This window comes from Pseudoalteromonas sp. P1-26 (assembly GCF_001401795.1).
GTDB lineage: Bacteria > Pseudomonadota > Gammaproteobacteria > Enterobacterales > Alteromonadaceae > Pseudoalteromonas.
This window is the reverse complement of record NZ_LKDX01000015.1, coordinates 15769-29322: the sequence shown is the minus strand read 5'-3', so window position 1 is coordinate 29322 and position 13554 is coordinate 15769. Positions and strand designations below refer to the sequence as shown.

Here is a 13554-nt window from a genome sequence, read left to right as displayed (position 1 = left end):
CTAGATGGCTAAATAACTAGTATTTGACTATCTTTTTTAAAGAGATAGAATTTCCGCATCTTGCGCTGTGAATAAGGCGTAAATCACTGACAACCGAGGCAACGAAACAACTTATGGCTAAATGGAACGGTGAATACATTCACCCATATGCAGAACACGGTAAAAAATCAGAACAAGTAAAAAAGATTACCGTATCGATCCCACTCAACGTATTAAAAGTATTAACTGACGAGCGTACACGCCGCCAGATCAATAACCTGCGTCATGCGACGAACAGTGAGTTATTGTGTGAAGCTTTCTTACATGCTTTTACAGGTCAACCATTACCAAATGATGACGACCTACGTAAAGACAACCCTGAAAAGGTACCTGAAGAAGTTAAAAGAATTATGCAAGAAATGGGATTAGATATCCCAGTGCTTGATTCAGAATAAGTATTTCGGCCATCGGATCACCGCCGATAATCGCAGATATAAAAAAACTCAGCCTAGGCTGAGTTTTTTATTGCGCGATATACCTAATAGCTAATTAAGCTTAACGCATGTAATCTTCTGGCATGTCGATTTGCGCCACGCCCGACTCTACTGCCGCTACAGCAACAGCACGTGCAATACGTGGTAATAAACGCGGGTCCATTGGCTTAGGAATGATGTACTCAGCACCAAACTCAAGTGACTCAACACCAGCCGCTTTTAATACTTCACTTGGTACAGGCTCTTTCGCGATACCACGAATCGCGTGAACTGCAGCAATTTTCATTTCATCATTAATTGCCGTTGCACGAACATCTAACGCACCACGGAAAATAAATGGGAAACAAAGCACGTTATTTACTTGGTTAGGGAAATCTGAACGACCCGTTGCCATAATTAAATCGTTACGTGCACTGTGTGCAACTTCTGGAGCAATCTCAGGATCTGGGTTTGAACATGCAAACACGACTGGCTTATCAGCCATCAGCTTAAGATCATCTGCAGTTAACAAGTTAGGACCTGATACACCAACGAATACGTCAGCATCAGCAATAACATCTTGTAATGTACGCTTATCGGTATTGTTAGCAAATAATTGCTTATACTCGTTTAAGTCATCACGACGTGTATGGATCACACCTTTACGGTCAAGCATATAAATGTGTTCGCGCAGTGCGCCACATTTAATTAAAAGCTCCATACAAGCAACAGCAGCGGCACCGGCACCTAAACATACGATGATAGCATCTTCGATATCTTTACCTTGCACTTCAAGAGCGTTAAGCATACCAGCAGCAGTCACAATAGCTGTACCATGTTGGTCATCGTGGAAAACTGGAATATCACAGCGCTCGATAAGCGCTTTTTCGATTTCAAAACACTCTGGCGCTTTAATATCTTCAAGGTTGATACCACCAAACGTATCAGCGATGTTAGCAACCGTATTAATGAAATCTTCTGTTGTGCGGTGTTTAACTTCAATATCAATTGAGTCAAGGCCAGCAAAACGTTTAAATAGTAACGCTTTACCTTCCATTACAGGTTTTGATGCAAGCGGACCTAAGTTACCTAAACCTAAAATTGCGGTACCGTTTGAAATAACCGCAACCATGTTACCTTTGCCTGTATATTTATAGGCATTTGCTGGATCAGCAGCAATTTCACGGACTGGTTCAGCCACACCTGGGCTATAAGCTAAAGCGAGATCGTTAACCGTTTCGGCTGGTTTGGTTAGTTCAACACTAATTTTACCTGGAACGGGGTGAGCGTGGTAATGTAATGCTTGTTCACGAAAATCTGACATAACGCGATAGTATCCTGCAAAAAGTTAAAAAGTGAGAGAGCTTGCATCAGTACGATACCTGTAATGTATAAAAATTCCAAGTATTATCAGGTCTATCCTGTTATATGCTATATCGCTTAATTTTAAAGGATTTCCCAACAATTTCTGCGCATAATTGCGATTAATCAGACATAAAAATTCACCTATTTATGACCTTTTAAGCACGTGTTTTTGTATTTTATACGCACGTACACTGCAATTAGCCGAAGTTAGCCCAAAATATCCATTTCAACGAAGTTCACAGCATTTACTCACAAAGTTATTTAAATTTATTATTTTTAATAACTTTTATGAAAGTTTATACAAACAAGAATATAGCCAAGGGGTGGCACTTTGTCTGCAAAATTAGCGACATAATGGGCATAACAGCCAGAAATAGTTATGCAAGATACATAAGTGAAGATGATAAGTAGTGGCAGCGTTATACCAATTCGCTTAATTAAGTGATCTATTTTGAGGCAATAAAACCTCGTTGATAGCAAGGCAAGAATTTCGTTATTTAGTTGTTCTAAATCAAAAGTTTTCAACGCAGATAGCGACAGGTTTAATCCCTCAAAATGATTAAGTATTATTGCGGATTGGTATCAATAATGAGTTTTGTGAATTTTAGGCATAAAAAAAGCACCCTAAGGTGCTTTTTTTAACTAAACAGCAGAGATTACTTCTTGCTGCTAAGTGCACCGAAGCGCTTGTTGAAACGATCAACACGGCCACCAGTGTCTAAAATCTTTTGCTTACCAGTGTAAAACGGGTGACACTCAGAACATACGTCTAAGTGGATGTCTTTACAAAGAGTTGAGCTAGTTTCGAATTTGTTACCACATGAACAAGTTGCAGTGATAGCTTCGTACTTAGGGTGAATACCTTCTTTCATAGGGAACCTCTAGTTAAGGCCGTATCGCTCTCCAAACCCGAAGTCTGGCACCATACGCAGTTAATACAATTAATAGGCCGCGTATTTTATAGCTCAAGTGACCTTGCGACAAGCTTTAAATGCATCTTTCGCTAAAAAAATAATCAAATGGCGTGTTGTTCAGTATTTGTTGGTAGGTTTTTAACAGTAATTTTAGTACATTATCTTTCTACCTTTGTTTCAGTTGAGTTGTCATGCACTTTGTAGAAGTTGCCATAAAAGTCCCTTTACAGCGTACCTTCGATTATAAAGTTGAACAGCTGCTGCATAGCCCTGAGTTAAAGCCAGGTATGCGCGTTCGCGTGCCATTTGGTAGTCAAAAAAAGGTTGCCGTGGTCTTGGCTCTTAAAACATCAACCGATGTTCCTGCTGACAAAATCAAGCCGATTATTGATGTTATAGACGACACGCCTGTTTTATCTGAGCAACATTTAGCATTACTAAAATTCACAGCACGCTACTACTGTTACCCATTGGGCGAGACCATTCATACGGCACTTCCGGCTGCATTAAGGCAAGGCGAATGCCCAGACAAAACCAGCATTAACATGGTTGAGCTGACCGATAAAGGTACAAAACTGCCGTCGCTGAAAGCAAAAACCCAGTTAAATTTATTAAAGCAGCTAGCCGAATCGGGCAAATCATCAGTTACAGAATTAAAAGCACTCGGATTTAACAAAAAAACCATCGACAGTCTGCTCGATAAAGAACTGATCACTCAGTTTATTGAACATGATAACCAATGGCAGCAACGCGCGCCTAGTGTTGGTAGCAAGCCGGTGCTTAATAAAGAGCAAGCTGTTGCCTGCACCAGCATTAACCAAGCTCGTGGCTTTACCAGCTTTTTGCTTGAAGGGGTTACCGGAAGTGGTAAAACCGAAGTGTATTTGCAATGCCTAGAAGGAGTACTCAAAAAAGGTCAGCAAGCCTTAGTATTAGTGCCTGAAATTGGCTTAACACCACAAACAGTCAACCGTTTTCGTCGTCGCTTTCCTGATACACCAATTATGCTATGGCATTCAGCCCTAACAGATAACGAACGCTTACAGACCTGGCGTTTTTGTGAAAAAGGCAGCTGCGCCATAGTGATCGGCACACGTTCGAGTATTTTCTTGCCCTTTTTATCTCTTGGCATGATCATCGTTGATGAAGAGCACGACAGCTCGTTTAAGCAACAAGATACACTACGCTATCATGCTAGAGACCTAGCCGCTTATAGAGCATATCAGCATAATATTCCGCTCGTTCTAGGCAGTGCCACACCAGCACTTGAGACCTTACATAAAGCAATTAATAACAAATATCAGCTGTTGAGTCTAACTGAACGCGCCCAAACCAGTACTGATAACCAGTTCCACTTAATGGATATGAAAGGTCAGCCTGAGCAAGCAGGGATTGCCCATGCCAGCCTTGCTTATATGCGCCAACATTTAGAACGTGGTAAGCAAGTGATGGTGTTTTTAAACCGTCGTGGTTTTTCGCCTACCCTTATATGCCATGAGTGTGGTTGGCTAAGTGAGTGCTCACGTTGCAGCACCAGTGCAACCTTTCATAAAGCCATTGGCCAGATGATTTGTCACCACTGTGGTGAACAACATCAGGTCCCTCATCAATGCCCGGATTGCGGCAGTACGCAGATTTTTCCAAATGGCAAAGGCACTGAACAAATCGAAGAGTTTTTAACACAAACCTTCCCTGACATTCCGATTAGTCGTATTGACCGAGATTCAACTCGTCGTAAAGGCAGCTTAGAAAAAGCGCTTGATGATATTAACCAAGGCGGTGCTCGCATCTTAGTTGGCACGCAAATGTTGGCAAAAGGCCACCACTTTGCCGATGTTAGCCTTGTTTTAATCCTAGATGTCGACAGTGGATTATATTCTTGTGACTTTCGTGCCACAGAGCATTTAGCGCAACTGGTTACGCAAGTGGCAGGCCGTGCTGGTCGAAGTGGTGAACCTGGGCAAGTATTATTACAAACTCACTTTCCTGAGCACCCGCTACTACAAGACTTAGTTAATAATGGTTACCAAGATTTTGCCCGTTACGCACTCACAGAGCGAGAAGAAGCGCAGCTTCCGCCAATCACAAATATGGCTATGGTTCGTGCCGAAGGACATAACATAAATCAAGTGATGGATTTTTTAACTGATTTGGTTCCTGTCCAGAACGTATCTGGTATACAATTGCTCGGTCCGATACCTGCACCACTGGAACGTGTAGCAGGTAAATATCGCTTTCAGTTACATATTCAGGCGCAGGAACGCTCCCACTTACACCAATATTTAGCGCAAATGGTCGACTATATAAGTACCAGTAAATTAGCGCAAAAGGTGCGTTGGAGCTTAGATGTTGATCCTATAGATATGATTTAAAGGCCAATTAAGAGTCATGGCACAACACGATTACATAAATAAAAAACCAGCAAATCGAAATAATAAAAAACAAGCCCCGGCGAAAAAGCCCTTCCCTATTATTCTTGTTTTAATTGCGCTTATCTTAGTAGGCGGGTTTGGTTACGGCCTATGGTATATCAAACATAATGCTGATCCTGAGTTAGTAGAACAGCAAGCGAACCCGACTAAAAAAGAAGAAGTAGTTATTCCACCACCTAAGACACCTGAATTTATCAAAGAGATTAAAGAGCACGAAGTTCAGGTTGAAGTAAAAGAGATTGAACAAAAAGGCCCATATGTAATGCAATGCGGCTCTTTTAGAACATTAGAGCAAGCACAAACATTAAAAGCTAAAATCGCTTTTGCGGGCTTAGTGGCCGAAGTTAAGAAAACACAGGGCAGCAATGGTGTTTGGTATAAAGTGCGCTTAGGCCCATACGAAACCAAACGTTTAGCCGAAAGTGACAAGAATAAACTTAAACGCATCAAAATAATGGGCTGCGGAATTTGGCTTTGGACTTGATTTTAGTTCATTCACCCATATAAACACCTCATCAATCGCTTTTTACGAGCGGCCTTGCCGCTCGATGATGAGGAATAATCATGACCACTATTGTAAGTGTACGCCGCGACGACAAGGTCGTTATTGGTGGCGACGGCCAAGTTTCGCTTGGTAACACCGTAATGAAGGGCAACGCCCGCAAAGTTCGACGTCTTTATAATGGCAAAGTAATCGCTGGTTTCGCTGGCGGTACTGCTGATGCCTTCACCCTTTTCGAACGATTTGAAAGCAAACTAGAAATGCACCAAGGCAACTTAACCAAAGCTGCCGTAGAAATGGCCAAAGATTGGCGTAGTGATCGCGCACTTAGAAAGCTCGAAGCACTATTAGCAGTTGCAGACGAAACTGCTTCATTAATTATCACAGGTAACGGTGATGTTGTGCAGCCAGAAAACGACCTAATTGCGATTGGCAGTGGTGGTAACTTCGCGCAATCAGCAGCCACAGCGCTACTAGAAAACACCGACCTAAGTGCACGTGACATTGTAGAGAAAAGCCTTACTATTGCAGGCAACATCTGCGTATTCACGAATAATTTCCAAACTATTGAAGAATTGTAATAGGAACTGCCATGTCTGAGATGACGCCAAGAGAAATCGTTCACGAACTTGATCAACATATTATTGGCCAAGCTAAAGCTAAAAAAGCAGTTTCAATCGCGCTACGTAACCGCTGGCGCCGTATGCAACTGAGCGATGATTTACGTAGTGAAGTAACACCAAAAAACATTTTAATGATTGGCCCAACAGGTGTGGGTAAAACTGAAATTGCTCGCCGCCTAGCTAAACTTGCTAATGCGCCTTTTATTAAAGTTGAAGCAACAAAGTTCACCGAAGTGGGCTATGTTGGTAAAGAAGTTGAAACGATCATTCGTGATCTAGTTGATATCTCAATTAAAATGACGCGTGAACAGCAAACCAAAAAATTCAAACATCGCGCTGAAGAAGCGGCAGAAGAGCGTATTTTAGATGCTCTTTTACCACCAGCACGCGATACCTTTGGTGAGTCAAAAACAGAAGAGAACTCTTCTACTCGCCAATCTTTCCGTAAAAAATTACGTGAAGGTCAGTTAGACGATAAAGAAATTGATATCGATGTTGCACAAGCTCAACCTAATGTTGAGATCATGGCTCCTCCTGGTATGGAAGAAATGACCAACCAGCTTCAGAGCATGTTCCAAAACATGGGTGGCGATAAGCGCAGCAACCGTAAGCTAAAAATCAAAGAAGCGTTTAAGCTATTAGTTGAAGAAGAAGCAGCAAAACTTGTTAACCCTGAAGAGTTAAAAGAGCAAGCTATCTTCGCAGTAGAGCAAAACGGTATCGTGTTTATCGATGAGATCGATAAAATCTGTAAACGTGGTGAAGCATCTGGCCCAGATGTTAGCCGCGAAGGTGTACAGCGCGACTTACTACCATTAATCGAAGGTTCAACAGTAAGCACTAAACATGGCATGGTTAAAACTGACCACATGTTATTTATCGCATCTGGCGCATTCCAAATGTCTAAACCATCAGACATGATCCCAGAGCTGCAAGGCCGTTTACCAATCCGCGTTGAGCTTGAAGCACTAAGTGCTGATGACTTTAAACGTATCTTAACTGAGCCTCATGCTTCATTAACTGAGCAACAACGTGAGCTGTTAAAAACAGAGCAAGTTGACGTTGAGTTTACTGATGATGCCATTGAACGTATCGCAAAAGCAGCTTGGCAAGTGAATGAAAAAACCGAAAACATCGGTGCCCGTCGCTTGCACACTGTGATGGAAAAACTAATGGAAGAAATTTCATTTGATGCTTCAGAAAAAGCTGGTTCAACACTAACAATTGATGCCAATTACGTTGAGCAGCATTTAGGTGCACTTGTTGAAGATGAAGACTTAAGTCGCTTCATTCTTTAATCAACAAATTAGCGTTATAATTAAAAGCCTCCTGTTGGAGGCTTTTTAGTTTATATAAGGTAAGGCTCACATGAAAGAAGTCACTAAAGTGCATTATCACAGCGTTAGCAAAGTATTAGATGTTCATTTTGATGATCAGACTATTGCTCAATTTAGTGCTGAATTTTTGCGTGTTCACTCACCTTCTGCTGAAGTACAAGGTCATGGCAATGAACCTATGAAACTCGTACTTGGTAAGCAACAGGTAGGAATTAGCAAGATTGAGCCGGTTGGTCATTATGCGATTCGACTGGTGTTTAGCGATAATCATAATAGCGGTTTATTCAGTTGGCACTATTTAAGTGAGCTGCAAGCTAACCATGATGAGCTTTGGCAGCAATACCAAACAAGAGTCTCTGAGCACGAAGCAAGTAAAGACAGCGTGCCTATTAAGTTTGTGCCTTAACACCTATCAAAATGCCTCGATAAAGCACACCTAAAAACAAAAAAGCGCGATGACGACACCGTCACCGCGCTTTTGTTTTTCAACAGACTAATTCATTAAACTTTAAACTTATCGATTGCCTGATAAAGCACACGTGCTTGCTCAGACACCTCTTCGCTGGTTTGCGCATTAGTCGCCGCGTGGCCCGATGCTTCTTGCGCAATATCACGAATACGTACCACGTTTTTATTCACCTCAGAAGCCACTTGGCTTTGCTCATCAATTGCGGTGGCAATGTGAGTACTCATATCCATTATGGTTTGTACATCTTCGGTGATTGAGCGAAGCAACTCACCAGCTTTACTTGCCTGTGCTGCACTTTCGCCACCTTGCGTACGACATTGCTGCATAATGCTCACCACTTCTTGCGTACGCCCTTGTAAGGTCGAAATAATGCTCTCGATCTCTTGCGTTGAATCTTGGGTACGTTGCGCAAGTGAGCGAACTTCATCTGCTACTACCGCAAAGCCACGGCCTTGTTCACCGGCACGCGCCGCTTCAATGGCTGCATTGAGTGCCAGTAAGTTTGTTTGCTCAGCAATGCCACGAATAACATCAAGTACAGAGCCAATGGTTTCAGCGTCTTTTTCTAACTGCGACACCACGCTTGACGCATTACCGAGTGAATCAGATAAGTGGTTTATTTGCACCACAGTAGATTCAACCTCAGAGCGGCCTTGCTGCGCACTTACGTTAGTCGACTCAGCTTTTTTCGCTGCTGCTTCAGTATTGTGTGAGATATCTTGAATCGTCGCCTGCATTTCGGTGGCAGCTGTGGCAACCATATCAGCTTCGTGAAGCTGCTCTTGCATACCTGAGCTAGTTGCTGCAGTCGTTTCAGATAAATGTTCTGTTGCCACGTTAAGAGTACTTAGCGCTGTATTTACCTCGTAAATCAGCTTTTTAAAATCACTGATCAAGCTATTAAAGTCGATCGTCATTGTGGTGATTTCGTCTTTACCTGATTGAGTAATCGACATACTTAAGTCGTTATTGCGACGAATTTCGTTAATCGTGTGGTACACACGTTCGATAGGCTGAATAATTGAGCGGCTAGTAAAGTAAACTAATAGCATCACTAAAATGCTCGCAATAATAAACACAAGAATGGCAATCAACTGCGCACTAGCAGCTCTCGATTCTACAAACTCTTTAGTTTGTGTGGTCAGTTGGCTGACAATTGCATCACTAAGCTCAACACTACGTTTCATCTCACCGAGTGCCCCTGACTCTAAATCAAGGCCCAAGGCAACTTGCGCATCAACTAAGGCTTTAAATTTACTTTGATAAGTCGTAAGCAAACTAAGTAATTGGTTTTCGTAATTTGCATCGAACCCAGCGTTTTTAACCTCTGATCTAAAGCTAGCAACTAAATCATCAAACTTGCCCATATACTTTAAATCAAAGCGCAGCATAAAGTCTTTTTCTGCACGGCGAAGCTGTAACATTAAAGTTAGTAATTTATAGTTTTCGCGCTCACTTAATAATGTTTCTACTTGATGCACCGCACCACGTAAATCACCATAAAGTGCATCTTTAGGGTGTAAACCTATTTTCTTTTGTAGTACCACAACTTCATTGAAGTCATCGTAATAAGTTTTCGCAAGACGTCTAAACTCATTGAGCTTAGATGAGTCCATCGACAAATCTTTCACTAACTCATCTAGTCGCGCCATTTTAATTTTTAGCTGCGAATACTCTTTCTCAAAAAGCTCGAGGCTATCGACATCTTTGTAAAACAAAAAGTTTTTTTCATGTTTACGCATCGCAAGTTCATGAATGTCGAGCTCCTCCGCATTTTGAATTGTTTCGTTGAGCTTTAGCATCATGCGCGACTCAAAGATAATTACACACAGCATCACAATCATTGCAAGACCAACAACGAGCGCGTTTAACTGTAAACGACGCTTAATAGTTAAGTTTTGTAATACATTCATTCAAAGTGCCTTATAGAAACATGCATTTAAAGTATAGCTAAACTATTTAAAGCAGCTAATAAAAAGTGGTTAAACTTGCCGCGCATTTTCCAATATAAGGTACTTTTAAACAATCAGTTTTTGTTCTAAATCAACCTGTTGCCATAGATGTTTATGCAATTTATCCAGCTTTTCCCATTGTTTTTTTTGCAACCAATCAACCAAAGGTGCTGGGTCGCTCGGAAAATTCAGTTTTTTGTTCTGTGGCGATTGCAACCAATCATCCATCGCATTGGGGTTTAAATAGCTCATGACATGGGCTGCTCCCATCGACAATAGCGTCTGTGCATTAATCCCCTGCTCAAATTGTTTTCCAAGTGGTTTTAACAATAACTTTTTACCAAGTTGCAATGCTTCACTTGCAAGTTCAAATCCGGCATTGCCAATTACGCCGCCAGCATTGGCCAGATCATTTAAAAACCCAACACGTGAAGGCGCTCTTAGATGAATATTACCGATAGAGCAATCTTGCGCATCTGGGTGATAACAGTAAAACTCACGCTCAGGAAAGTCTTTAAGGTAGTCGACCACACTGTCTAGGTTCTCAAAAGGCAAATACACCAACACCTTATTTTCGACCATCACCGGGTTATCATGGTGATGATTTGCAATAAATGGCGGAATGATGTTTTCTGCATAAGGCTGCCAATGCACCCCTAAATAAACACTCGCTGGTGCATAATTACGGATTAGGGCACGACGAAGAAAAGCTCGGCCAAACATCGGCACTTTATCAGATAAAAACGCCGCTTGGTGGCTCATACCAATAACGGGGATACCTTGCTGTTTAGCAGCCCACGCGGTGATTGGCTCAAAGTCATTAAACACCAAATCATAGTGACGTAAATCAAGGTTTTTTATATCTTTTAAAAGCTGCAGCGGGCGCGCATTTTTCAACGTTTTAAAGCTATCAACCTGCCCCGACTTGCTGGTAAACGACAAGCCTCGAAAAGCTCGGTAATCGGCAAAGTCATCCATATCAAAGTAGTCTTGCTCTTTACGACCCGAAAACACATAGTCAACATCCACTTCCAATGCTTTAAAGGTCGTTGCCATTACTCGTGCTCGAGTAATATGGCCATTACCCGTACCTTGAATACCGTACAAAATTCTCATATAGACTCCACCACCATTACAGCTAATACCGCACAACTTGAACCCATCACTGCGCCAATCACCACATCAGCAGGGTAATGCACACCAATAATCACTCTTGAAGCCGCCACCCCTGATGCCCACATCAGCCACAGCACAGCAAATTCAGGAAAATAGATAGTCAAAATCGTCGCTACCACGAATGCCCCAGCACTATGCCCCGACGGTAAGCTAAATTGGTCACTTGGCACCAAATACGCGCCTTGCACTAAACAGTCGCAGGGCCTGACCCGCGCAATGCGCTTTTTAGCGAGAAAGTAAATAGGCCGCTCAATGGCAAAACCCACCAAAATACTCATCGCCAGTTGTTGAAAGTGCAGCTGCTCGGTGAACCACCAAAAACCAAGAAACAACACCGCGTAAAGTCCGCCATCGCCGCTTTTAGAGAACCCGAGCGCTGATCTTCTAAGCCAAACTGGCGAAGCGTCGTTGAATACACTTAAAAACAGCTGTTCATCCACTTTTGCCAATTTAGTAAGTATGTTGTTTGCCATGGTGAGCTCCTTGTCATACTTTGCGTCTAATTTTTATACTCATCTCAGCTTAGGCGCTAAAAATAACAATTAGGTGACGCTTTTGAGACACTAATGTTGCGATGGCGAAATTCCTTTGATTTAAACCAATAATCCGCTATTAAGTCGTTGTTATTGAGTTGTATCAGGGTATACTGAGTACTAAACAGACAGTCTCTTTAGAGGATGAAAAAATGGATTACAGCACTTCTGATTTATGCGACCACTTTGCAGATGTGGTTGATGTGCTCGAACCAATGTTTATCAATTTTGGTGGACGCCCAAGCTTTAGTGGTCGAGTAAAAACCGTTAAATGCTTTGAAAATAACGAGCTGATCCGCGAAATTTTATCAACCGATGGCACTGACAGCGTGTTATTGATTGATGGTGGTGGTTCTACCCGACGCGCCCTTATTGATATAGAGCTGGCTGAAATCGCATTAGAAAACAACTGGCAAGGCATTATCGTTTACGGTGCCATTCGTCATGTTGATGAACTTGAAGAGCTAGACTTAGGCATTCAAGCAATTGCCTCTATTCCTGTTGCTGCCGATAGTGAAGGTGCAGGTGAAGACGGCATAGGCGTTAACTTCGCAGGCGTTTCTTTCTTTGATGACGACTTTGTTTACGCTGATAGCACCGGTATTATATTATCTGCTGAAGAATTAGAGTTAGAAATAATAGAAGACTAATCTCGGTGACAAACTACCTTAAAATTTATGATGAAGCGGCGGTAAAGCACTTATGTGCTCGCCGCGCTAACGAACTCAAAGCTTGGCAAGCCCTAGCCCTTCTCGACACTCAAGTTAACGCCCCACAAGCACTCATCGATGCAAAACACTTCGGTATTCGCTATGTTTTAGTTGGCGTATGTGAAGATATTGGCCCTCGCGCTAACTTAGGTAACGGTGGCTCAGGACAAGCGTGGCAAGCATTTTTAAAGCGCTTTTTAAACCAAACGCATAATCAGTTTTTAAACCACGAGCGTGTGTTATTGCTCGGCGAAGTGGCCCTTGATGATTTAAACCAACAAGCTGCTGACCTTGATAATAAAAACGACGCCGACTTAGCCAAACTACGTGAATTATGCGCTGATATAGACACCCGCGTTGAGCAAGTGCTTGCAATGATTTTTGCAGCTGGCCTTGAGCCAATTGTGATTGGTGGTGGCCATAACAACTGCTTAGGTATTTTACGTGCCCTTAGTAAGCAATATGGTAAACCAGTCAACGCTATCAACTTAGACCCTCATGCTGACTTCAGAGAGTGTGAAGGCCGTCATAGCGGTAATGGTTTTAGATATGCGTACAGTGAAAACCACCTTGCTGACTACCATGTGATGGGTTTACACGAATTTAAAAATAACCAAGCGATTATGGATGCCCTGACAAGCGCAAACTTCACGTTTGATAGTTATCAAGACATTCAAGTACGTCGCAAAGTTGATTTATCTTCAGCGTGTCAACACGCATTAGCGCAGTTTGATAATGCGCCACTAGGAGTCGAAGTCGACCTAGACAGCATTTCGTTAATGCCGGTTAGTGCATACACCAACTGTGGCTTTAGTGTAAGTGATGCAGAACATTTTGTGCATTTAGCAGCTAGCCAAACAACTGCTCATTACCTTCACTTATGCGAAGGCGCACCATCACAACACCCGGTTAGTTTAGAAGCAGGCATGAATGACGCTGGCCAAATCATCACCGCCCTAGTGAATGCGTATTTGCAGGCGAGAGAGGCAAGTTAGAAAAACGCGAGAAACGAGGTAACGACTGATTTTTGTTGGGTCGGGACGAAATAAGCGATACTCAACACATAGAAGCGGTCAGCTCTCAGCCTTC

Annotated in this window: 13 protein-coding genes; 8 read left to right on the top strand and 5 right to left on the bottom strand. The window is 42.4% G+C overall.

The window, feature by feature from the left end; translation table 11 throughout:
* Window positions 1-113: 113 nt before the first annotated feature.
* Entirely contained in the window at window positions 114-434 is a 321-nt protein-coding gene (gene metJ, locus AN394_RS09600) for a met regulon transcriptional regulator MetJ (RefSeq protein WP_036973203.1), read from the top strand.
* A gap of 100 nt (window positions 435-534) precedes the next feature.
* Here the strand turns inward: metJ and AN394_RS09595 are convergent, their stop codons facing one another.
* Window positions 535-1776 (bottom strand): malic enzyme-like NAD(P)-binding protein, encoded by a 1242-nt coding sequence (locus tag AN394_RS09595; protein ID WP_055021378.1) that lies wholly within the window; start codon window positions 1774-1776, stop codon window positions 535-537.
* Window positions 1777-2473: 697 nt separating this feature from the next.
* Window positions 2474-2689, bottom strand: coding sequence for a 50S ribosomal protein L31 (gene rpmE / locus AN394_RS09585; RefSeq protein ID WP_036973208.1), 216 nt, complete (start codon window positions 2687-2689; stop codon window positions 2474-2476).
* Between the two features lie 233 nt (window positions 2690-2922).
* Here rpmE and priA point away from each other — a divergent pair, with 233 nt between their 5' ends.
* From priA to AN394_RS09560, 5 genes are all read left to right on the top strand, one after another.
* Window positions 2923-5103 carry a primosomal protein N' gene (gene priA, locus AN394_RS09580; protein ID WP_055021376.1) on the top strand — a complete coding sequence of 727 codons (2181 nt, stop codon included), beginning with the start codon at window positions 2923-2925 and terminating at the stop codon, window positions 5101-5103.
* 16 nt (window positions 5104-5119) lie between these two features.
* Window positions 5120-5647 carry an SPOR domain-containing protein gene (locus AN394_RS09575; protein WP_054563328.1) on the top strand — a complete coding sequence of 176 codons (528 nt, stop codon included), beginning with the start codon at window positions 5120-5122 and terminating at the stop codon, window positions 5645-5647.
* Window positions 5648-5727: 80 nt separating this feature from the next.
* Window positions 5728-6246, top strand: coding sequence for an ATP-dependent protease subunit HslV (gene hslV / locus AN394_RS09570; RefSeq protein WP_054552816.1), 519 nt, complete (start codon window positions 5728-5730; stop codon window positions 6244-6246).
* Window positions 6247-6257: 11 nt separating this feature from the next.
* A complete protein-coding gene (gene hslU, locus AN394_RS09565; RefSeq protein WP_054563327.1) occupies window positions 6258-7586 on the top strand; it encodes an HslU--HslV peptidase ATPase subunit in 1329 nt (442 codons plus the stop codon).
* A gap of 70 nt (window positions 7587-7656) precedes the next feature.
* Window positions 7657-8031: a gamma-butyrobetaine hydroxylase-like domain-containing protein gene (locus tag AN394_RS09560; RefSeq protein WP_055021375.1), complete on the top strand. Its 375-nt coding sequence runs from the start codon at window positions 7657-7659 to the stop codon at window positions 8029-8031.
* A gap of 95 nt (window positions 8032-8126) precedes the next feature.
* On the opposite strand, the gene AN394_RS09555 is transcribed toward AN394_RS09560, so the two are convergent.
* The 3 genes from AN394_RS09555 to AN394_RS09545 all read right to left on the bottom strand — a co-directional run bounded on the left by AN394_RS09555 (window position 8127) and on the right by AN394_RS09545 (window position 11695).
* A complete protein-coding gene (locus tag AN394_RS09555; protein ID WP_055021374.1) occupies window positions 8127-10007 on the bottom strand; it encodes a methyl-accepting chemotaxis protein in 1881 nt (626 codons plus the stop codon).
* Window positions 10008-10112: 105 nt separating this feature from the next.
* Window positions 10113-11162: an MJ1255/VC2487 family glycosyltransferase gene (locus tag AN394_RS09550; protein WP_055021373.1), complete on the bottom strand. Its 1050-nt coding sequence runs from the start codon at window positions 11160-11162 to the stop codon at window positions 10113-10115.
* A complete protein-coding gene (locus tag AN394_RS09545) occupies window positions 11159-11695 on the bottom strand; it encodes a phosphatase PAP2 family protein (protein WP_055021372.1) in 537 nt (178 codons plus the stop codon). Before AN394_RS09545 ends, AN394_RS09550 begins: the two co-directional genes overlap by 4 nt.
* A 212-nt stretch (window positions 11696-11907) precedes the next feature.
* Between AN394_RS09545 and rraA the strand changes: the two genes are divergently transcribed.
* Complete coding sequence (gene rraA, locus AN394_RS09540; protein ID WP_054552822.1) at window positions 11908-12405, top strand: ribonuclease E activity regulator RraA; 498 nt, start codon at window positions 11908-11910, stop codon at window positions 12403-12405.
* A gap of 5 nt (window positions 12406-12410) precedes the next feature.
* The gene (locus AN394_RS09535; RefSeq protein WP_055021371.1) at window positions 12411-13460 is read left to right on the top strand and encodes a formimidoylglutamase; all 1050 of its coding nucleotides are present in this window, start codon (window positions 12411-12413) and stop codon (window positions 13458-13460) included.
* The last annotated feature ends 94 nt before the right edge of the window (window positions 13461-13554 follow it).